This window comes from Petrachloros mirabilis (assembly GCF_975968855.1).
The window spans coordinates 1-21,997 of the sequence record NZ_CDLUDY010000107.1; the positions used below are offsets into that span (position 1 = coordinate 1).

Here is a 21,997-nt window from a genome sequence, read left to right on the forward strand (position 1 = left end):
CCTGGAGAACAGATTTCTGGTTGCCATGGGCACGAAACCCACCGAGCGGCGCCATGACACCATACAAATCGGCATGCTTGTAGAATCTCGCCCATAATTCGAAGTCCGCTGCCAGTTGATATGTTGTGTTTATAAAGCCCCCTGCTCGTTCCCAAAGGGACCGTCTCCAAAAGGTCGACTCCTGCTGGATATACCTTCTCCCGAAGGAGCCTTTACTCGGCAGATTACCGCCCTTCAAGAAAGAACTGCGGTTGAATCCCCCGCTGAAGTTAATGCCTGTAGCTTGTCCTCTCGCATTCCAGCTCAACGGCTGAACCGTGCTGATCCATTCCACTTCCGAGTAGGCTGAGAAAATTTCGCGAACGATCGAAAAGCACCAAGGCGTAAATTTGTCATCGCTGTTGATCCAGGCCATAATGTCGCCGCTCGTCTTGGCAAAGCCTTTGTTGATTCCGTCGTAGTGCCCCTTATCCGGCTCACTAACCCAATACGTTAATTGCGATCCGTATCGCCGAATGATGTCCGCGCTCCCGTCTGTAGAGCCTCCATCGATTACCACATACTCGAGATTTTGATCCTGTTGTGACAATACGGATTGCAGGGTCTCCTCCAGAAATGGGGCCTGATTGTAGGATGGAGTGACGATTGAGATCTTCAGCGACGACGTACTCACCGCGTTCGCTCACGTGATAGCAAGGTGCTGAAGTGCGCTCGGAACTGCTGATTCTGTTCCCGTCGTTGCTCGGGGCTGGCATAAAAGTGGAACTTCCGCAGCGGGCCGTGTTCTTTAACGAAGACGATATCAACCTGAGACAGCGCACGATCCAAGGGGCGATACTGCAATCCCAGGATGTCGTACGCGACGAAGCCTCTTGAGTGCATGTACTCGACGACGTCGTATAACATCGGGCCATCTTCAAAAAACTGAAACAACGAGACCTCAAGAATCACAAGATCTGCCCCGCACAACGTCGCCTGTCCGCCGGCCAAGACATCGAGTTCCGCGCCCTGTACGTCGACCTTAAGCAGATAGGGGGGACAGGCCTTCTGTTCACAGACCAATCGATCTAAGGTAATCGACCGGACTTCACGCTGAACTCCGTTTACCTCTGTCCCTTCTTCGCACTCGCGATATAGAGAAGATCCGACAAGATCGTCGTGGACGTTGAAGTGCACATATCGTTCTTCTGCTCCGGCGGCAGCAATCTCGTAACTCGCGCCAGGAATTTCTTTGACTACCGCCTCTAGGGAGGATGCATACTCCTCCAGCGGCTCGATCATGAGATACCGCGCCTGAGGGAAGACGGCATGACAAGAACGAGAAAATGACCCGAATGCTGCCCCCACATCGACCACCGTGGCAGGAACAATCCCAGCCTCTCGCGCCTGTTCCAAACTGCCTTCGAGCGACCCGCGCTCCGGTCCGCTTTCCACTCCGGATATCGCAGCTCGGCGACGAATCTCGAAGCCCATTCGACGAAAGATTTTTTGAACCAATTTCTTCATGGCGTTAAGAGTGCGCCATCCCGCGCTATTCGGCCGCAGCCCTGTTCCATCCCTCCGGCTTAACTGCTTCCATGAATAAAGAATCCGGCTTCCGTACTCGACCGTTGACCACATCCAGGCCAAATGAGGAAAAGTGATCGATCCGGCTTTCAAAAGCTGTACAGACCTGAATCTCGGTAAAGCCGGTTTGTTCCAGCATTTGCCGAAGCGAGAACCGGTCATACATCCATCGATGGCATTCTCCCGACAAGCGGAAACGACCGACGCGCAGCGCCTCTGCATCACCATTGATCAGCGATCCGACCGCTCTCAAAACCACAGACCGAACTTTCCCGATCACGGTCTTCATCATGTTCCGATCAGGGATGTCCGCTGAAACAGTGACTCCACTTGGGTTGGAACGAGAGCCGCCTTCGTTCACTTGATCCAGGTACATTCTGGCCCCAGCGCCAATCCGCGCGGTCACATAATCGATGTTGCTGTGGGCTTGTGTACGCAAATAACGCTCCATCTCACCGCCAGACTGATCTCGGACCAGTTGATCCAGCAATTCGAGCGTCATCCATGTGTGCTGCTCGCTCCCTGCTTGATCCCCCGCTTCCGCGCACTCAAGCGCTCGGAGATATTCTCGGGCGATACTCTCGAGATCTGGAACCGCCAATCGAATAACCCCACCCGGGCGTAGCACTCGACGGCATTCCCGAAGCAGACCTTTCGCCTGGCCGGAAGTGAAATGTTCCAACACATGCGAGGCATAACAGACATCGGCCTGTCCATCTTCAAACGGAAGCCCTTTGCCGGCATCCCACTGACGGACTTTCGGATCGATGGGATGCACATCCAGATTGACCCAATCCGGATGCCACGTCGAACCACAGCCGATATTGATCAACACTGGTGACATTCCGCTACTGGCTCCTCTCTCATTCGAAGGCCTTCACGGCGATGCGCCCGGTATAATCGATGGCGTGGAGAAATAATTTGAGCCGGTGGGTGCGCACGTATTCATCGACGGCTTTACGCGCTCCTTGCCAATGTCCATAGTCATCGATGATCAGAACGCCGCCCTGCCGCAACCGCGGGAACAAAACTTCCATTTCATGCCGTGTCGATTCGTACCAATCGGTGTCGAGGCGCAGCAGCGCTATTTCTTCTGGAGCCCGTGAGATCAGGGTGTCCTCCACGCGTCCCGGAATCAAATGGACACGCTCTTGTGGATAATTCGTCAGTGCCAGGGCTTGAGAGACTTGATGAATCGGTGCATAACACCACATCCTGTCCTCTTCGGTGCGAACGGCTCCGTTCAAAAGGCTGCCGGCCGATTCACCCGCTATGGATATGTCATGCGGCCCTGGCTCAGTCATGCCCTCGAACGTGTCGAAAAGGAAGATTTCGCGGTCAGCCACTCCTCGATTCAACAATGTCCGCGCGGCGGCCATCATGCTTCCGCCTCGCCAGACCCCGCATTCGACGATCGCACCGACGATGCCTGCCTCTTCAATGTAGCGGACCGCTTGGCAGAGCGCCCGAATGCGTTCAGGCGAAGTCATGGTATAAGGACGGACGAACCGAACCGTTTCATCGTCTTCGGCTTGTTCTCGCACCGTGACGATGAGGGGAGCGGGAGACGACTCATCTGACGGCACACCGCCGAACCACTTTCCTAAACCAATTATCGGGCTGAAGAACTTGGTTAGCACCCTTTGCTCCACACCGGCGAGACCTACGAACGTCTTGGATTCCGCAGGAGAATGAGAGAGTCTCGCTGCAACAGACCTAAGTCTGCGTTCAAAACTTCCCAACCAGTTTCCTCGGCGAGCTTGACCATCACACGCTGATCGTTTCGCGGCCACCAAATCTCCTGATCGGGCTGAGTTTTGAACTCCAGCGGCACTCCGCCCCGATTCCAACCGAAGACCTCAAGCTTGTCCCAATCGCCATACTGATGAAGCGCTACGGATCCGGCCTTCATTTTTCTTCTCGAAGAATCCAAAATCTCCCGGATTGATGACATTTCGTTATGGCATAGCACCCCGAATGACCAAAATAGGTCAAAGTAGTTATCAGGGAGTTCTCTGAAGCTATTGTCCTGAACCTGATGGCATGTGAGCCGTCCGCTGTATGCTTGCGGATTGAGCCACTGAGACACGTCTTGGAAATCGATCGTGTGAAGTTCTCCTTGTGGAATGAACCGGAGTATTGCGCGCGACCACGATCCCTTTCCGGGCCCTAGTTCGAGAACCTTCGAATCCGACCTCAGGTGCGGAAGCAGAGCCTTCTTGAAAACCACGCGGTACGAACCCCCGCTCCTTCGTTCTTCAGAGAATCTGACTCTTCCCGGCAGAAGGGAAAGGATATTTCCGCTGTCGTATCCATACCTAAATTCTTGCCTGAGCCAATTCAGTGTCGGCATGTTCCCGCTTTCTCCCTCTCTACTTGTTCCGGCTGGCCACGGACGTTATTGCCCTTTTCATTCTACCCAGCAGAGTGCGAAGTCGAGAAACTAATTCCGCTATCGTGCCCGGCTTGTTTTGAAGCCGCAATCCGATGAGAAATGAACGGATCGCCTCCACTGCTACCGCCGATTCCTCGATTCGCTGAGGGAAGCTCCAGCTTCTCGCGCGGCTGAGTTGGACGTCGAAATCCGACGACAGTCCACAATGAACACCGCTCCCATCCATTCCAATATTTTTGACCAGCGAAAGACCCGGATAGAGACACAGGCCGTCCGCGACAAACATGCTCGCATACCAACGCACCCCCCACACATCCAGCTTGCCTTCTGCATGAAGAGTGAGGTGTTCAAAATAAGGGTAGGCCCCGTCCACGTCGAACGCTTTCCGCCGCTCCGGGCTTCGCAAGCGATCCAGCAACCGAGAAGAGTCCGGATCAAGATGTTTCCACGCCCGATCCCACGTACCCCAACCCCAGCTCGTCGGAACACGACAAAAAAAACTTGACCCAAGCCGGGCCGGTCGCCCAACAGGAAACATGTACCCCGACACCTGCATTACTTGTGGATTCTCGGCGTAATGCTCCAACGCACAATTCATGAACGACAAAAAGCCTGGCGCGACGACGAGATCATCCTCCAAAACAATCACTCGTCCATACTTAGCCGTTAGTTCCGTCACCCCCGCGATCACAGATTTTGCCAACCCGAGATTTTCTTTCTGCTCACGCACGGAAATATTGGCAAACCCACTCGCGCCCCTCACGGTTTGCCTGACCTCTTCGACAGCCGTGCGGTCGGTGGCGCTCTTCGGGCCATCGCTGAAGACGTGTATCTCACTCTCCCGCGCCAAGGCATTCGCCTGTAAAGCAGACAGCGTCCGGCGTAAATGATCCGGGCGATTGTAGGCAAAGAGCGCGATGGGCGCGGGAGACATAGTCACTTTCCTTGACTCAAGGCGCCGATAGGAGAGCGGACTACGGGAGAGGCGAGGGAAGCCTCCCGTACAGCCGTTACCTTCCTGTTAAAGACCTCAGACCGGTCCGATCCAGAAGCATTGGCCAAGGCTCGCCCCCAGAGCTCGAGTGTCAGCGATTTGAACGAGAGCGGTGCACCCGCTTCGGGAGGATATGGTCCTTTGGCCAGAGCCGTCCCGCTCTCCGGTCGCAGGATACCTTCTGTAACTAAAAACCCGTCTTTGAGCTTTTCCCCGTGTGCGGCAAACAACGCCTCGTGCCAGTCGCGTAAAGGAGGAGTGAACCCGCGTTTCGGCCTGTTCATGACCCATTCGGGAACCATATCTTTGAGCGCTTCCCGCAACCACAGCTTTGCAGGAAAAGTATGGTCTGGTGTTGCCTTGCGTAACCCAATCACAAGTTCAACCAACCGGTAATCCACAAGCGGCAGCCGAAGTTCAACCGAAGACGCCATGCTAAGTCGATCTCCTTGGGCAATGCCGTTCTCTTGGAGATATGTCTGGCAAATGAGCCTCGTGAGAAGGACATCTACTTGCGGCCATGGAAGGGGTACGGTAAACATGCCGTACGCCTGTGTTTCCCGCAGCTCCTGGCGGAACCGATCGGTATACAAGTCCTTCAAGCCATTCCGGGCAAGCCTAAAATCCGGCGTCAGGTCATAAAATACCGCCTGTTCCTTCGGACTCAGCAGGTCGCGGGAATAGACGTTCCACGATTCTCTGATCCCTGCCCCAGACTTCAGCCACTCTTTCAGGCCCCACAGGTTCCAATACGCCGGAAGCGTGAGATTCAAATAATCACGGAACCGCGCTCCTCCCGCCTGCCACCCCGCTAACTTTCGGCTGGTCTGCGAGGCAGCTTGTCGTACCCACGGATAACCCCAGAAAAGTTCATCGCCCCCATGCCCCTGAAGCATCACAGAGACGCCGTGTGATTTCGCCGCCTTCATGACGGAATAGTATCCGAACGCCGAGATGTCCCCGATTGGATCATCAAGCCAATACGTCAGTTCCGGATAGAATGCGGCCATCTCCTGGGCATGTAATTCAACCGCATGAAACGGCATACCGAGAAAATCCGCGAGCGCTTTAGCTTCCTCTCGTTCATCGTGCTGACTGCTCCCGCTGTACCCAACCGTAAAAGCCTGCATGACTCCGGGATACTTGCGAGATGTCATGGCAGCAATTGCACTGGAATCGAGTCCTCCGCTGAGAGCTATCCCAACCGGGACATCAGAACGGACGATGAGATCGCTGATTGTCTCCAATTCGTTCTTGATCAGTTCGACGGGATTCCCGCTCAATGGCGGCACATCTTCCATGCGCCAGTAACACCACTCGTTCTGTTCCTCCGTCCTGGCATCGACGGTCAAAACATGGGCCGCCGGAAGTTTCCGGACACCTCGAATCGGCGACAATGGCTCAGGGACATAGCTGTAATGGAAAAACAGATCGACAGCGGATGGATCCAACGCCAGAGGAACACACCCCCCGGCCATGATCGCTTTGAGCTCTGATGCAAAGTACAGCACTCCCGAGTCTTGATAGAGATACAGCGGCTTTTCTCCCATCCGATCTCTAGCCAGCATGAGGCGCCGGCGACGGGTATCCCACAGGGCAAAGGCAAACATTCCACGGAGATACTTCACACAATCCACCCCATGCTGTTCATAGAGGTGCACGATGACCTCGCAATCGCTCCCGGACTTCATATGATGCCCTTGCGAACGAAGCAGGGCCCTCAATTCCACATGATTGTAGATCTCGCCGTTCGCAACCAGAACCACCGAACCATCCTCATTAAACAGGGGCTGTTGCCCTCCCTGAAGGTCAATGACGCTCAGACGACGCATCGCCAACGCCACAGGTCCGTCGTGGAATGCCCCCTGCCCGTCTGGGCCACGGTGAACCAGCCGATCGTTCATCCCCGTCACACGATGTAGTATGTCAGGCGGGAGCGGTTCGGACGCGATGGCCCCTGCTATCCCACACATGGAGAGCTCCCTCCCTGTATCGCAGGCAACCGTCGCAGTAACGTGTCTTTTCCCCTAAATATCATGGTCACCTTCTGGCTTCCTGGCATCCACGATCAACGAGGTGTAATAGAGACGCCCCCTCTTGAAACGTTCCTGCGTGTCATACCGGGCAGACCGCCGGATGAGACCATCCGTCTCATCCCACGGATAACAGTGAAACTCTTCTTTTGCATCAAAATATTCCAATGGCGTCACATGAAATCCGGTCTGCACTAAGCGCTTCGTCAAGTCCTCAACCGTAAACAACATCTTATGCCCGTCCTTGGGAGGAGTTACCTCTTCGACATAGTCAGTGTCTTTCCGATTTCCGTCAGGTACCGCAATCCTCAAGAGACCTCCTGGCTTCAAATAACGGAAGCATTCCAAGAAAGCTATCGTGTATTCCGAATCGGAAAGGTGTTCGAACAGATGCTCGGCCATCAGCCGGTCGATGGAGCAAGGAGGAAATAACCTTTTCCAGTCCCGAACGGAGATCACATCGAGGACTTCCGAGTCCGTGGCAATCCAACCAGGGTAGGTCACTGGACCAGAACCCAATATGACATTGAGCGGTTTCGCCGAATTGGCCTCGCGACGCAACACATGACGTCGAAAAGCACTTTCGATGGGCTGCATCACGCAACGGACAAGGGATCCGGCCCTCACTTTCAGCGCCCTGAACATTCGCGGGTTGATGCGTCTAGGCACGATCATGCCCTCGCAAGACTTTTCCAAGAATGAGTACGGTCACATGCGTGCTGTCAGTAAGATTTGTACGGCTACCGGCAAGGTTCGTCGTGCGTATGTGCGACTCCGACACGGGCATTGCCGAAGTCAGTGCCGCCGAGGGACTGAGAATAGGAAGCTCGTGAATCCTGTGCCTCACTCGCATCTTGGGCAAGAGACTTCGCCTTGCCCCAACGTATCAGCTTCATCGCAGGATTCCATGCCCTCCGGTATAACTGCTTCAAGCTTCGGTTATCGCCGATTTGGCTTCGAAATCGCTCATCCAAGACATACCAGTTGTCTCGGCACCACGGTCTGATCAATCCAGCTGTGACCAACCCGTCCGCATCCAATCCACACTCAGTGCAATCTTTTTGGGTCACGTAATACGTACCGCGCAGAAACCACACGAGCGGAAGGGCAACGTGCCGTAGCCCTGTTCGGCTGACAATCAGATATACCCACCGACGAATCAATCGTCGTTTCAACGACCACCTCAGATGGGCAGGGGCACTGTCCTCGATGAACCGCCAATGGTTTTTCACATTGTCCATGGACCGTTTCGAAATCAACGCCTTCCATACTTGCCTCAACGTGAGGGCATGGAGATGGTGAGTGGATAACCCAGTTACGTCGACATGTGATCGAATTACGGCTTCGCAGGTTACACCCAAACGGAAGCCGTTCCGTTTCAGTCTCGAAAAGAACTCACAGTCGGCTATGTAATGAGGGAACCGCGCGCCGTTGACATTGCCGGCCTGCCGCACCATGAATAACGGGATCAAGGTCCCGCGGCCGGAGAGAAGGTCGACACCATCGATATAGGTTTCTCCAGGTTGCCTGACGGTCTTGACGGGAAAACTATAGGTATTCCAATCGATAAATTCTCCTGCATCAAGAATACGGGAGGTATTTCGACTATCGACGATCATGCCACCGACAGCAGCATTCTTTTCACGAGAGACACGCACGAGGGTTGCGACGTAATTGGCGTCGATCAGCGTGTCGTTGTTCATCATCAGCACCATATCGTCGTCTCGCTGACTCTGGCGGAGACAATACTCGATCCCCAATTGCATGGCCTCTCCCCACCACAGTTCTTTTTTGTCTTCCAAGATCACGACTTGGGGATAATTCTTAGCGAGATATTCGGTCGTGCCGTCGGTAGATCCGCCATCGACGACAACAAGATGAAGCGGTGCATAGGTCTGGGCAAGAAGATTTGTGACGCAGGTCGCGGTATGTTGAAGCCGGTTGAAGACAGGCATCACGGCAAACACCGCCGGGCGGTCAGCAGATTCCGCAGAAGGAGTTGGCTGGCTATTCAGAGGTAGCATACGTCATTGTCTCGTTCTGCGTTCTTCCATCCCCGATAGGGTAATAACTCGTTACACAAGCGCGGGCCTTCTCGCTCAACTCTCCCCCCGTCCCAGGCCAAGAATTTCTAAAAGCCGTTTCCGCTCCTCTCGCCATGAATACAAGTCCCGTGCGCGGTGCCACCCTGCCTCCCCGAACTGCTCCCGCAAGCGTGGGTCACTGGCCAGTGCAGCGATCCTTGAAGCCATGGCCATACTGTCACCTTCCGGCACAAGAAATCCTGTCGAACCGTCGATCACAGCCTCCGGAATTCCCGCATGCGCCGTTGAGACCACCGGGAGTCCATGAGCCATGGCCTCTAAGATGGAAACAGGAAGTCCTTCTTCATCGCCGCTTATCGGATCCGTTACGCTATGCTGCACAAAGACATCAGCCATCTCCATCAGTCGGATTACACGCTCATGCGGCAGTCCTCCATGAAGCGTGACACGATCCTCTAAGCCAAGGGCGGAAACGAAATGGCGAGCCGCAACTAACAACTCCCCGGTACCGACGTAATCGAGAGAGAGCTCCGCGCAAGTCTCCGTTGCGCGGCGAAAGGCATCGAGTAACAGGATGGGCGCTTTCTTTCCTACCATTCGTCCGACGGCCACGCATCGAACAACCCGGCTGGGGGTTCTCCGCCTGGGTTGCTCAGGCACGTCCACTCCGCATGGGACGACATGAACACGTTCCGGACTCAACCCCAACCCGAGCAGTCTCGCACGACTCACATCACTCACAACAATCACTCCGGCTGCTTCGGCCAAGACTTTATACTTTTGCTGCCAAACAGGATCGCGCAGACGAAGGGACACATCATACCCATGGGCATGAACGAAGAACGGAATATTCAACTCCTGTAAGACAGGCAACCATGGAAGACTGTGGTCCAGATATTCACTCATGATCGTACGCACATGATGCTCGCGCAGGAACCGCTTCACAACCGTCAGAACCTCCGGTACGGAATCAGGCGTCTCAAGGCCTAACCGCCGCTGCACTACCCAACGGAAGTGCTGCCGAAGTCCATTCGGAATCGCCCGAACAGGAATCCGGTCGAGAATGAGTTGAGGATTCTGCACGCTCCAATGCCCTAAATACGGCCCATCAACTGTTCCTGCCACTACCGCAGTTCCGTTTGGGAGAATGTTCTCGGCATGACGTTTGATGAAGCTTTCCGAGAGCGCCCCCAGATGCGGCGTGATGATGGCGAGCGGGCAAGACATCAGGCAGATCTCTTCGCGGTTCCCCAAAACCCTGTGCACATGGAACTTTCCTCGAACCGTTGCGGGATACTATCTCTGTTGAAGAGGTATCGGACGATCGGCAATGCGAGCCACGAAAGCAGCGCGCGTGTGCGAGCAGTCATCGGGCTTCTTCGCACCCAAAGGCCGATCATTTGTGCCAAACTGGCATCCCATCCTCCCAACGCGCGGATCACCACTTCCTCGAAACCAGCGTCCCGGAGATGTCTCTCTAAGGCGAACGGGGTATACCGGTACTCGTCATGTGGAACATCGTGTAACGGCCAGAGAAACGGGACGGTAAAAAACAGAAGACCGCCGGGCTGCAGGACGCGAAATGCTTCTTTCATCACCATTTCAGGGGAAGGACAATGCTCGAACAGTTCTGTCGCCAAGGCAATATTTACAGTGCCGTCATCTAGCGGGAGGGTGCACCCGTCCCATTCGAGATCCGGTTTGCGATAGATGTTCTCCTTCAGATCGATCCCGATATACTGGTTCGCGCGGCTTGGAGAAGCTAGAACGAGCGACCTATACGGCATATGCCCGCAACCGATGTCAGCCACCGTACCGCTAAACAATGGGAGCTGCGAGCGAAGGGCTTCCACAATTGCCCGCCTCACTCCATAGTTATCAAGCCTGGTTGTGGCACATCGAGGCTCAAGAAAATCCTCCTGTATGTTCATGAGTTGGCACCCATCGGCTAATGGGGATAGCTGCCGTTCCCGAGCCGTTCTAGCACTCGCGCAAGCCGCTCCTGACGCGGCGGGACGAGCAGGTCGGGAGGACGACGGAACAACGCCGTCAGTTTGTCCACGACACCGGGGCTAGACTCAACGAGTTTCTGAACATCTTTCCAGCCGAGTTGCCTTCCGAGTACGGCATGGGCATAGTCCCCTTCATGCCATACGCCGACTTCCTTATAACAAAGCACCTCGGTATCGGTCTCTTCTGCCAATTTCGACATTGTCTCAACCGTAATGTCTTCATCGACGGGCTGGATTCGATCAGGTTGATGAATCCTCAACCATGCCAGATGACGAGGCGTGGGAAAGGCTAAGACGATTCTGGCTCGCTCGCTCTTGAGTTCCTTGATGGCCTTGTGGAGTTCAAAGCGATCTTGAACACGAATGTGCTCGTACACGTCCATCAGAACGATCAAGTCGAATCGACCATCTAATCGGCCTGACACGAGTGGTCCTTCACAGAAGGAAAGCCTCTCGCCGCCGAATAAAGAACTGGCAATTTCCAGCGAGCGTGGACTGACATCAAGGCCGACGACCCGGCTCGTCGGCCAATGACGACTCATCCTCCACGAAATATCTCCAATTCCGCACCCAACTTCGAGTATTCGCTCCGGACATTCTCCGGCCCACTTCACAATCGTGTTCCAGGCGCACTCCACCCGATCATTCCCTTCAACAAATCCACGCAACTTACCCAAGACTTGCGCGTCGTAGAAGGATTGAATTTCGTGTAGTTTCGTCGTCACTGATCTGCTACTCGTTCATGAACTGAATTTCTCTCGGGAGTGGACTGGCCGCATTATTCGACAGCTGCTCACAAGTCCATGTCCCTTCCTCTAAATACGTGCACGACCCCGGCTGCCAATAGTAATCCCGGCGCTTCCCATAGGCCACGACCTCGAAGGGACATACACCATCGATCGTCTCAAATTTCCTCCCCCCCGGGCGTTCGGCAAAATGCGCTGTCAGCGTGTATCTACCCAGATACAACCGGAGGGATGGGATCCGACAAGACACCTTATATACCCCGGCCTTCCTGCACAGAGGTATTTCGGAATCTAGGAGGAGCATGTGCACGATGGGTTGCCTGAAGGCATTAACGACTTGGAATGACAACGCCGCTCCTTCAATCGGCGTTGGTGACACAATCGTAAAATGGACTTCCAACGGCATCCCGACGTGATGAACTTGACCGGCGGCTGACGTCACTACCTCCAAGCCTGTTATTTTCGGTCTCTCGCTGGAAGGCGCTGAAACATATGACTCCTCGTACTTTTGATTGCTCCCGTGGTAGAGATCAATGGCGCCCGCTGTGGGTCCGTCAAAGACGCATCGGCCGTTGGAAAGGAGGATGCTACGCTGAGTCAGCTGCGAAATGGCCTGCAAATTATGACTGACAAACAGCACAGTTCGCCCTTCTCTGGCAACGTACTGCATTTTGCGAAGACTTTTTGTCTGAAAGGTCGCATCCCCTACGGCAAGGACTTCATCCACTAACAATATTTCTGGCTCCAAATGAGCCGCGACCGAAAAGGCCAGCTTCGTATACATGCCGCTCGAATACCGCTTGACTGGCTCATCGAGATACTTGCCTACCTCAGCAAATTCCACAATCTCGTCAAATTTCCTAGCTATGTCGGTTCGCTTCAGGCCCAAAATGGTTCCGTTGAGATAAATATTCTCCCGACCGGTCAGATCAGGGTGAAACCCTGTACCCACTTCCAACAAAGACCCGACTCGACCTCTTACATCGGCATAGCCATCCGTTGGAGCCGTGATTCGCGACAATATCTTCAGAAGCGTACTTTTCCCGGCCCCGTTCATCCCAATGATTCCAACAGCTTCTCCCTGCTTCACTTCGAACGACACTTCTTTCAGCGCCCACTTCTCTTCAACCACTTCAGCCAAATCAGTTGACCGACCCCTTCCCCACGACCAAGGAGCCCTGTTTCCTGGCCATCTTCTATCATTCGATCCACTCAGTCGATAGAGCTTGGATAGGCGCGATGCCTGAATCGCCACATCACTCATCGTTACACCGTATCAACATACTCTCGATCGACTCGACCGAAGAGGTACAGACCAGATACCAACAACAAAGCGGCGACCAGCACAGGATATACCGCTGTCGTCCAACTGATCTGGCCGACTCCCAGCAAAACCGACCGAATTCCTTCAACGACTTCCGTCATTGGATTCATTCGATACAACCACAGCCAATCCTGGGGAACCAGTTCTTCCGGATACACAATGGGTGTCGCAAAAAACCACGCTTGTGTAATGAACTGGTGAGCATGTGCAATATCTCGATAGCGAACACTCAGCGCTGAAAGCCAGAGACCTGCTCCGAACGCCGTCCCAGCGGCCATCATGATGAAAACCGGCAACATCCAGATCATGCCCGAAGGATTGATACGGTAATACCACATCATCACCAGGAGGAATAATCCAGTTATCACTAGCTCCACTGCTGGTCCGACGAGCGCCGCCATGGGGAGCAGCAATCGAGGGAAATAGACCTTGCTTATGAGATGCTGATTTGTTGCCAAACTGGTTCCCACTCCGGAAAAAGAACGGACAAAAAACTGCCACGGGATCAACCCCGCAAAGACAAATATAGGATATGGGACACCGCGTGAAGGAACTTTCACAAACATGCCAAACACCACCGTAAAGATGGCCATCAAGACGAGCGGCTTGGCGAGAATCCACGATGCCCCCAATAACGTCTGGGCATAGGAGGCTTTTAAGTCACGCCAGGCCAACAATAGAAGAAGTTCTCGGCGCTCCCACATTTCTTTCAGATTGAGCGTTGACCAGCCTCGTACCGGTTCGATCCTGACGGTTTCAGGTTGTTGGACCACTGCTGTGATGTGAGCTGATGCCTCTCTCATACCGACACACCCTTGTTGCGCAGGTAGCCGAACAATTGGTCAAACCGGTGCTGCCACGTATGAAAATGCAACGCGCGCTTCTTTCCCGCATCACGAATTCGCAATGTAGCTGCAGCGTTTTTTGAATAAAAAGAAAGTTTATCGAGTAGCTCGTTGGTGTCATTCCAGGTTTCGATCTCTTCACCCAGCTTATAGTACTGTGCATGGCCGGGGGCCTCCTGAACCAAGTAAAATCCCCCTGACATTGGAACCTCGAAATCACGAAGACGACACTGCAAGTTTTTCGACGGAATGACCTCCTCCCCTCTGTGCCAGCCGGTATCGGAAAAACCAAGATTCACCTTACTCGAACGAAAAATCTCTGGCATCGCTTCATCCGTGCATGGCGGCAAGAACTCCGGGCCTTGCAGTTCCTCAAACGAATGAATCCTCGCGTACTTCTTTTTGATTGGTTCGATAAGGCTGCCTATTCCTTCGGCCCGCAACCGAGGCAGTGCGTAATATCGAACATCGTGCCAGATCTTGTACGCATCCCAATCAAATCGATACGGGCTTAACGACTCGTGTGTCCACCCTCGACCGTATACAGACGGCTTGAATCCTCTCTTCACGCATTCGGCAATGAGCGCCCGCCTATAGGGATTAAAACTTCCTACGAAGCATAAATCATGTCCAGGACCGAGATTAGTTGCCGAGCGAGAAGAATACCACTCGGGATTCGCTGCCATCGGCATCCAATGTATATTTGAGTTGTAGTGCTCAAGCTGCTCCACATTGGTCATCTGAGCCACGGCCATCACGTCAAAATAGGGAGCGGTTCGGATCACGCGATACCACTGAAAGGCCATGTCGACATGATAATTGACCATCGGCACGTGAAGTCGACGAAGCTGTCGTGCCGTCTCCACCGTGAGAAAATCGTCGTACACGATGAAAAAGAGTAGATCCAGCTCACCAGCCGCTTTTAGGTTGCGGGCCAATGTCACTAACTGTGCATTCAGTTCATCCCGTTCCTTCCTCCAGGTTCTCGAACCCAACCTTCCCATTCCGCCAGGGTATGTAAACACTCGCAGTTTGTCACAGTAATAACGACGCAGTGTGTCCAGGAGATTAATTTCGATCCAACGGTCAGGAGGCAGAACAGCTAATGCTTTCATAGCTAAGGGAGCGTTTCGTGAACCTTAGAAGTCTCGGCGCTCGAAAATACGGCAAGCGCCGAACAGGAGGAGACCGGCATAGATAAGACCGTATGCCGTGGCCGCTAGTTGGTATTCTCCGCTCACCATAACTCCACGTGCCGCCTGCCCCTTGATATTCAGCCATTCAAGGTTGGGACACACGTAGTAGAGGCCAGACATGATCATTTCTGTGATCGGGCTATTGCTCTTCTCTGCGATACCCTTCAGATCGGTGGTTAAATGGCCAATGATGTAGAACCCGATCGTCATGATCGCGCTGAGTGTCGGCGAACTAAATGTTGAGAAAAACATCGCTAACGCCGTCACGAGCAGCGTTTCGATCAAAATAAGCTGAATCGCCTGAAACAGTGAGCCATGGATCGAATTCCCGCTCAGCCAAATGGTGGCGAGAAACATCGCGAGCATGATCGCGAGGTTTACCACCATCACACATCCGAGGCCGCAATACTTGCCGAGAAGGAACTCCGTCCGAGTAATAGGTCTGGCCAGAATCGTGTACACCGTCCGCCGTTCGATCTCCTTCGTCACTAGTCCGATCCCGACAAAGATGGCGATCACCACCCCGACTAAGTTGATGGCGGCCAACCCGACATCGCTGATGATTTTAGCCTGCTCACCGATCGTCAGCGTACCGAGCAGGACAGAAGCCCCGATCAGTAACAGCGCAAAAAATACGAGGTTGTAGAGAATCTTGTCACGGACGGTTTCACGAAAGGTATTGCGAGCAACGACCACGAGACTGTTCATAGCATTACTCTGGATTATTGCTCTCGGCGGTTGGTTTGCTCTAAGAAAATGTCTTCGAGCGATCCCTTGTGGGGGATCACTGAAATCAGCCGACCGCCCGACTCTCGAATCGCATTAAGGATCGGGTCTAATCGCGCGTGGCCTGGGATCACCATCCAGCAACGGCTTCCTCGCTGCAACAAACGCTGGGCCGTCGCTTTGATAACGCCGTTCCCCTCGCCCACAAATCCTTCACAGACGACTTCGACAGAATGCGTATTCTGACCGCCGACGATGTCCTCAATCCTCCCCACTGCTCGCATCTTTCCTTTTGAAATAATGCCGACCCGATCGCAGATCATTTCTACATCGGAGATGATATGTGTGCTGAAGAAGACGGTTTTCCCGTGATCCCTGAGACTCATAATGATATCGCGAACCTCTTTGCGCCCAACCGGGTCAAGACCGGACATCGGTTCGTCCAAAATGACCAATTCAGGATCATGGATCAATGCTTGCGCCAACCCGATTCGCTGCAGCATCCCCTTCGAAAATTTCCGGAGTGGGCGTGACCGCGCTTCGCTCAATCCGACTTTTTCGAGCAAATCGGGTATTCTCCGAAGGAGGTCGACCTTGTTCAAACCGGCAAGACCGCCGTAAAAAATCAAGAACTCTTCTGCCGTCAAGTAGTCGTAAAAATACGGGGATTCAGGCAGGTATCCGATTCGTTTGTGAATCTGGACATCAGCCGAGGACGACCCAAGAAGCTCGACGGCACCGCTGCTCTGGCGAATGAGGCCAAGGAGAATCTTCATCGTTGTTGTTTTCCCTGCCCCATTGGGCCCCAGAAATCCGAATATTTCCCCGCAGCCCACCGAAAACGAGACATCAGACAGGACCGTAGCCGAACTCTGCCACGGCCAGGTGGGTCGATACGTCTTAGTAAGGTTTTCTACAGAAATAGCATCCATGGGTTTTTCCCCCAGTATCTACTGGGTATCACCGCCATCATAGCAATCCGCTCAATTTGGGCAAGCATTCCCTTCTTCTGTACAAGGGGTGCGTTTCACATGGTCTCATCCGCAAAGGGAGGGCCAGAGAGCTGGCTCGAAGTCTCAACGTATTCTTCGCTTACCCGTCAATTTGGGCCGTTCGGGCATTTCTGAGCTAGACACTGCGCCCGTTGTGGGTTCATACAGATACCGTCCGCCTGCCGGTTCCTTGGGCAACCCAGAAAGCAATCCGACGGCCACAAGATCTTCTAACCGGTCCGGCAAGCGGCGATGAAGGGACTGGTAAAGTCCGATTGCTTGTTCCAACATCACAAGGTCGCGTTCCGTCAACATCATTTTCAAACGAATCTCGAGCAGCTTTTTTGCGCTCTGATCGGCGGTATTTTGGTAGGCCAAAATAAGAATATCGACTGCCTGTTGAGGCGACTTGGCCGCCGCGAACAGATTGGCGGCCATTGGAACTAGCCCAATAGGCGCGCCGGGCAATCGCGAAGCCTGAGCGATATATTCGGCAGCCTTCGCGTCGTCGTACAACTCGAAGTAGTAGTTGATCCCGAGATAGAAAGGAAGTTTCCACTCTCGTGGATTGTGTTCCATGCCCTTCATCAGAAGGCGGTTACTCTCCTCCGGCAATACGACGAAGGTGGTCAAGGCCAGCGCTCCCGCTTCGTAGGCTCGAACGAAATGTGGGTCGAGGGTTGTAATCACATCGAAGGCCCTATACAACCAATGACCGGCTTCATCGGAAATGTTTTTCCCTGCCATCACTTGAATGGCCTGAAGCCACAGCACATCGGCAACGATCTCTTGGTGCCCCAAAGAGGCCATCTGGAGATACTGCGCATCCGGTATGTACATCAAATGCTCGAGCTTGTTGCTTGCCGTCTTCCATTGCCCCAAATGAACCTGTAGGGTAATTACCATAGTCAGTCCTAGAGCACTGAAGCCGATGAAACCGATTTGATTTTTCACACCCGTCATTCTGTGCCTCCAACCCCTATAGCGTGACCCAACGGATATAGGTCGACATCGACAAATTGCCGTTCGGTGCCATCTCTTGCTTGACCTTCAAACCTGGCGGCGATGGCCTTAATTTCTAAAAATTCTCGCTGGTAATCTCCCGGGAGTCCCGCCCTCAACGATTCTTCTGCAAGCAAGGCTCGCCCTGGCAAGTAATTCGGCTCATAGTTTTTAGCCGTTTTTAACAACTCCAAGGCCTCATCCCTTCTCCCTTGCATGAGCAACAATTGGGCGAGTTCATAATAGCTGAACGGCGTATACGGATCCGCCTGAATCGCCTCGGCATACGCGCTTGCTGCCTTGTTCAACAACTCAACCCTTCGTTGTTCAAATACTGCCTGCTTCGCCATAAGCGCGTAAATAGTTCCGAGCCTATACGGAAATCTCCCGTCCAACCGATTCAGATCTCTCGCGATGGATTCTTCTTCCCTAGCCATTTCAAGCCATTTAGCATCTTTTGACTCTTCAAACAGAAGGAGTGCTGTCCGAGCAACCGAATCATGATAGCCCGTTGTTCCCGGATCGATTCGGGCTGCCTCGATATATCGCTCTAACGCCGAAGAAAATTGCCCTCGCCCAGCTTCGTACCTTCCCAACTCATGGACGTACCATGCGGCTGCCGGCTGCACGCACAGGACCGCTAGCGCGAGTGCGCAGGCTAACACAAGCCCTACTCGCATACGCCCGTACGGGAACGGGACCTGAACCCAACGCAATGTATTTTGGTAACTTTCCCTAAACAGGTTATGGAGAACTCCGCCCGCCAGTATCAAAACTACGAGAAGCGCCGGTTCGTGGAAGACGGAGTCTCCCCCAGCATGAACCACCAGCAACAACACCACACCGAGAAGCCCGAGAATCAGCCCTTCATCACTCGACCCGCGTTGCATTCGCCATGTCAACCACACTTCACGTAGCAAAACTCCCATCCCGGAGAGAAAAATAAGCAACCCGACAACCCCAAGCTCCACTCCCATTTGTAAGTATTCATTGTGAGCCGATTCTGCACGCTTCTTATACCTCACAATATGATCACCGGTGGGGAAACGGTCTTGGAACGAACCGTACTTATACATGCCGAGACCTATTCCTAAGGGATGTTCGGCAAAGCGCTCTAAGGAGTTCTTCCAAATATCCAACCTGGTGTAGGCATAGGGATCTTGCGAACTCGCTTCAGAGATTCGCTCCCGCAGTGGATTTGGAATAATGGCGCCCAATATAAGACATGCTAGAAGCGCGGCAACCGCCACTTTCCCGAACCTGAATACACCAAGAAGGCACATCACCACGAGGAGAGCCACAAGCGCTCCCCGAGATTGTGCCATCACAAAGGCGGTGCCAGTAACAAGTGCAATTCCAGCCCAGAGGATCGAGGAAAGACGCAGATTTTCTGAGGGGGACTTACCGACGGTGAGGCTGAGCGATAAAATAAGCATAGCTCCTTCGTAAGAAGCATAAAAGTTCGGATTAAAGAACGTTCCTTTCGCTCTAGCCTCTCCGAGCCAAACGTACTGGACAATTCCCAGAACACCTTCGATAACCCCCATTCCAATCAGGGATGCCACAATCAGCCACCTGCCTTTTCTCGTTTGGGCATATTGAGAAACAAGCACGAGAAGAATGCCGTACGAGAGTAAGCTCAAAAGCCAATGTGAACTTGCATTCTTGTAAGGAGACCATACGAGGCTCAGAGCGGCCCATGCGAGAAAGAGCACGACTGGGGGGCTTATGCTGTTTTGCAACACCCAAAAGGCCCCTCCCCGCATCTGCTGAATCGCCCATATACAGCCCGATGCAATCAGAATTAGACGAATCGTGAGAACAGGAAGCTGTGTTGTGCCGCCGTCAATTAGCGGAGAAAACACGATGAGGAAACTCAGGGCGGCGGAGGTGGACCATTCCCCCCAGCAATCCCGAGAAATAGAACTGAGTGTCAATCGATGGTGATGGCCGATGGAATTCACAGTTTACAAATAACGGTATGAGGGGAGGAGGGAACTGTCAACAAATTCCTTCTTAATGCAGTCTTGATAAAACGATAAGGGAGGGAACCGGCTGGCTCCCTCCCCTCAAATCAGCAGATCCGACTCGTCGATTCAAACCGACGTATTACAAGGACACGTCGTTGTTCGTATTCTGCAGATTGCGTTGGTCGTTGATGAACCAATGATCGCATGCCGTGTCGCCATCGATGTTGCCGTTGGCTCCAGCAGTAAATCCTGTCGACGAAGCAAGCACGCTAAAGCCGCCACTGGTCGGCGCCACCGTTACGTTACAGGGCGTAGTCGCGTTTGAACTCCCGTTGAACCGAGTCACAGTAGTCCCGTCTCCGTTGCCGCCAACTGCCGCGCCGTCCTGATACCAGAAGGAATAACGCGGAGTACCGGACGGCTGCCAACCGATTTGACTGATCACGTTCGGAGCATAGCTCTGAGGATTCTGAGATTCGGCCTGGTAGGCCACGGCAGAGGTGAAAATGGCACCCAAGCTCACCTTCGCTTCCGATTGCTTTGATTTCGCCTGGTAAGCGATAAAGTTCGGAATGGCGATGGCTGCCAAAATACCGATGATCGCCACGACGATCATCAACTCAATCAGGGTAAAACCCTTTTGCCCCTTGAACTGCTTAAGCATTGCTACTCCTCCTTGTTGATGTTTCACCGACTCGCCCCTTCACGTCCGTTTCCTTCATCAAGAAGCGCACGGTTCCTCTTCTCGCCTTTGTGCAGTAGCAGGTTCGATGCCGAAAAGGAGTTACCCTAGCCCGTGGAACAGAGCGATTGAATATCAACAAGTTATGCTGATGGACGCCTTGATGGCCTTCTAATATCCGAATACCTTCCTCCGCCTTTTGCTCTGTCAGGCCAATATTTGTCATCTCCTGCACAGAGCGGATCCTCCACGTTGATTAGAATATAGGCCAGAATACGTGTGACAGAGTTAAGTGGCTGTGACCGTTACCCTAGTGCTCATACCGTGCCACAGTAAGAAGTTTGACACATCGTCGTCCACTTCATGAGAACTGTTAACCTCTTCTTATTGCTGGCAAATAGTAAAACGGGTTGGTGAAAGGTGGGCGGGGGGAATCTTCTTACTGATTCTGTATCTTCTCTGATACGCGCCGTTTAGCCTGTTGAATACGTTCTTCTTGGGCAGGATCACCCAAGCCCTGTTCGCGGAATCGTTCCATCAGTTTGTTGTTGGAAGGGTCTAGTTCAAGTGCGCGCAGCCAGGCCTCACGGGCTTCGTCCATCTTCTGTTGCTTGGCGTAGATGTCTCCGAGATGCTCATATATGACCGGATCGTCCCCAACAAGGGCCACGGCCCGTTTAATTTCCCGCAATGCATCGCTCAGTTGACCAGACTTAAAAAAGGCCCACCCAAGGCTATCAACATAGTAGCCATTCTCCGGCTTGAGTGCGACAGCCTGCTTGGTCAATGAAAGAGCCCGCTCAATTTTGATTCCACGCTCCGCGTAGCTATACCCGAGGTAATTCATTGCATCAGCATGATGGGGATCAAGCTTGATCGCTGTTTCCATTGCCTGCTCAACCTCATCGAACTTATTGAGCTTGTCATAGGCAGACCCAAGGTTGAATTGAAGATCGGCGTTCTTGGGGTTTTGTCGAATACCCTCCTGAAAAGCCTCGACGGACTTTTCGTACTGCTCCTGCTGCAAATAGGCGAGCCCTAGTAAGACATGAGCCTCCGGCTGTTTGGGATTCAGCCCGATAGCGCGCCCGAGATGCTCCGTCGCCTCGGAAAAGTTCTTCAGTCGATAATACAGTAATCCCAGGTGTAGATGCCCTTCGAAGAATGTCGGTTCCAACTGCACGTTGAGGCGATACGTTTCGATGGCTTTCTGTGTATCCTTGGATTCTTCATAGATGTACCCAAGATAGTCCCTGACTTTCAGCTCTGCTGGACGCGCTTTCAAGATAAGCGTCAACCGGTCAATCGCTTTTTGATAGTCCTTTTGCTCTCCGTGAACGAGGGCCAATCGTAGTTGCGAATCGAGGACCGACGGATCCTCTTCGACGAGCTGTTCCAATTCATTCGTAGCACATTGATACTGCTTGGCTTCGACATACAGACGGACTAACTGGCGTCGGATTTCACGA

At 53.3% G+C, this 21,997-nt stretch carries 20 protein-coding genes and 1 pseudogene; all 21 read right to left on the reverse strand.

Features of this window, described 5'->3' with window-relative positions:
• A partial coding sequence (locus tag ACWVCN_RS04455; RefSeq protein ID WP_455244314.1) for a glycosyltransferase family 2 protein occupies window positions 1–673 on the reverse strand: 673 nt, incomplete at its 3' end.
• Complete coding sequence (locus ACWVCN_RS04460; protein WP_455244315.1) at window positions 670–1,506, reverse strand: FkbM family methyltransferase; 837 nt, start codon at window positions 1,504–1,506, stop codon at window positions 670–672. The genes ACWVCN_RS04460 and ACWVCN_RS04455, both read right to left, overlap by 4 nt.
• A 25-nt stretch (window positions 1,507–1,531) precedes the next feature.
• Window positions 1,532–2,410: a class I SAM-dependent methyltransferase gene (locus ACWVCN_RS04465; protein ID WP_455244316.1), complete on the reverse strand. Its 879-nt coding sequence runs from the start codon at window positions 2,408–2,410 to the stop codon at window positions 1,532–1,534.
• Between the two features lie 19 nt (window positions 2,411–2,429).
• Complete coding sequence (locus ACWVCN_RS04470) at window positions 2,430–3,206, reverse strand: TylF/MycF/NovP-related O-methyltransferase (protein WP_455244317.1); 777 nt, start codon at window positions 3,204–3,206, stop codon at window positions 2,430–2,432.
• Window positions 3,207–3,229: 23 nt separating this feature from the next.
• Window positions 3,230–3,919: a methyltransferase domain-containing protein gene (locus tag ACWVCN_RS04475; RefSeq protein WP_455244318.1), complete on the reverse strand. Its 690-nt coding sequence runs from the start codon at window positions 3,917–3,919 to the stop codon at window positions 3,230–3,232.
• A gap of 19 nt (window positions 3,920–3,938) precedes the next feature.
• Window positions 3,939–4,895 (reverse strand): glycosyltransferase, encoded by a 957-nt coding sequence (locus ACWVCN_RS04480; RefSeq protein ID WP_455244319.1) that lies wholly within the window; start codon window positions 4,893–4,895, stop codon window positions 3,939–3,941.
• 2 nt (window positions 4,896–4,897) lie between these two features.
• A complete protein-coding gene (asnB, locus tag ACWVCN_RS04485; RefSeq protein WP_455244320.1) occupies window positions 4,898–6,928 on the reverse strand; it encodes an asparagine synthase (glutamine-hydrolyzing) in 2,031 nt (676 codons plus the stop codon).
• A 54-nt stretch (window positions 6,929–6,982) separates the two neighbouring features.
• Window positions 6,983–7,663, reverse strand: coding sequence for a class I SAM-dependent methyltransferase (locus ACWVCN_RS04490; protein WP_455244321.1), 681 nt, complete (start codon window positions 7,661–7,663; stop codon window positions 6,983–6,985).
• 65 nt (window positions 7,664–7,728) lie between these two features.
• Window positions 7,729–9,012 carry a glycosyltransferase family 2 protein gene (locus tag ACWVCN_RS04495; RefSeq protein ID WP_455244322.1) on the reverse strand — a complete coding sequence of 428 codons (1,284 nt, stop codon included), beginning with the start codon at window positions 9,010–9,012 and terminating at the stop codon, window positions 7,729–7,731.
• A gap of 75 nt (window positions 9,013–9,087) precedes the next feature.
• Complete coding sequence (locus ACWVCN_RS04500; protein ID WP_455244323.1) at window positions 9,088–10,260, reverse strand: glycosyltransferase; 1,173 nt, start codon at window positions 10,258–10,260, stop codon at window positions 9,088–9,090.
• Window positions 10,260–10,964: a class I SAM-dependent methyltransferase gene (locus ACWVCN_RS04505; RefSeq protein ID WP_455244324.1), complete on the reverse strand. Its 705-nt coding sequence runs from the start codon at window positions 10,962–10,964 to the stop codon at window positions 10,260–10,262. Before ACWVCN_RS04505 ends, ACWVCN_RS04500 begins: the two co-directional genes overlap by 1 nt.
• 17 nt (window positions 10,965–10,981) lie before the next feature.
• Window positions 10,982–11,770 carry a class I SAM-dependent methyltransferase gene (locus ACWVCN_RS04510; protein WP_455244325.1) on the reverse strand — a complete coding sequence of 263 codons (789 nt, stop codon included), beginning with the start codon at window positions 11,768–11,770 and terminating at the stop codon, window positions 10,982–10,984.
• Between the two features lie 7 nt (window positions 11,771–11,777).
• Window positions 11,778–12,932, reverse strand: a complete 1,155-nt coding sequence (locus tag ACWVCN_RS04515; protein ID WP_455244326.1) for an ABC transporter ATP-binding protein — start codon at window positions 12,930–12,932, stop codon at window positions 11,778–11,780.
• 125 nt (window positions 12,933–13,057) lie between these two features.
• The gene (locus ACWVCN_RS04520; RefSeq protein ID WP_455244327.1) at window positions 13,058–13,918 is read right to left on the reverse strand and encodes an ABC transporter permease; all 861 of its coding nucleotides are present in this window, start codon (window positions 13,916–13,918) and stop codon (window positions 13,058–13,060) included.
• Window positions 13,915–15,075 carry a glycosyltransferase family protein gene (locus ACWVCN_RS04525; RefSeq protein WP_455244328.1) on the reverse strand — a complete coding sequence of 387 codons (1,161 nt, stop codon included), beginning with the start codon at window positions 15,073–15,075 and terminating at the stop codon, window positions 13,915–13,917. Before ACWVCN_RS04525 ends, ACWVCN_RS04520 begins: the two co-directional genes overlap by 4 nt.
• Before the next feature lie 24 nt (window positions 15,076–15,099).
• On the reverse strand, window positions 15,100–15,864 hold the full coding sequence (locus ACWVCN_RS04530) for an ABC transporter permease (RefSeq protein ID WP_455244329.1): 765 nt from the start codon (window positions 15,862–15,864) through the stop codon (window positions 15,100–15,102).
• 14 nt (window positions 15,865–15,878) lie between these two features.
• Window positions 15,879–16,814 (reverse strand): ABC transporter ATP-binding protein, encoded by a 936-nt coding sequence (locus ACWVCN_RS04535; protein ID WP_455244330.1) that lies wholly within the window; start codon window positions 16,812–16,814, stop codon window positions 15,879–15,881.
• A 144-nt stretch (window positions 16,815–16,958) separates the two neighbouring features.
• Window positions 16,959–17,837, reverse strand: coding sequence for a hypothetical protein (locus tag ACWVCN_RS04540; protein ID WP_455244331.1), 879 nt, complete (start codon window positions 17,835–17,837; stop codon window positions 16,959–16,961).
• On the reverse strand, window positions 17,834–19,441 hold the full coding sequence (locus ACWVCN_RS04545) for an O-antigen ligase family protein (RefSeq protein ID WP_455244332.1): 1,608 nt from the start codon (window positions 19,439–19,441) through the stop codon (window positions 17,834–17,836). The genes ACWVCN_RS04540 and ACWVCN_RS04545 overlap by 4 nt, the downstream gene beginning before the upstream one ends.
• Before the next feature lie 966 nt (window positions 19,442–20,407).
• Window positions 20,408–20,510: pseudogene (locus tag ACWVCN_RS04550) on the reverse strand (prepilin-type N-terminal cleavage/methylation domain-containing protein); the annotation flags it as partial.
• 457 nt (window positions 20,511–20,967) lie between these two features.
• Window positions 20,968–21,997 (reverse strand): tetratricopeptide repeat protein (locus tag ACWVCN_RS04555; RefSeq protein ID WP_455244333.1); only part of this gene is annotated, 1,030 nt, incomplete at its 5' end.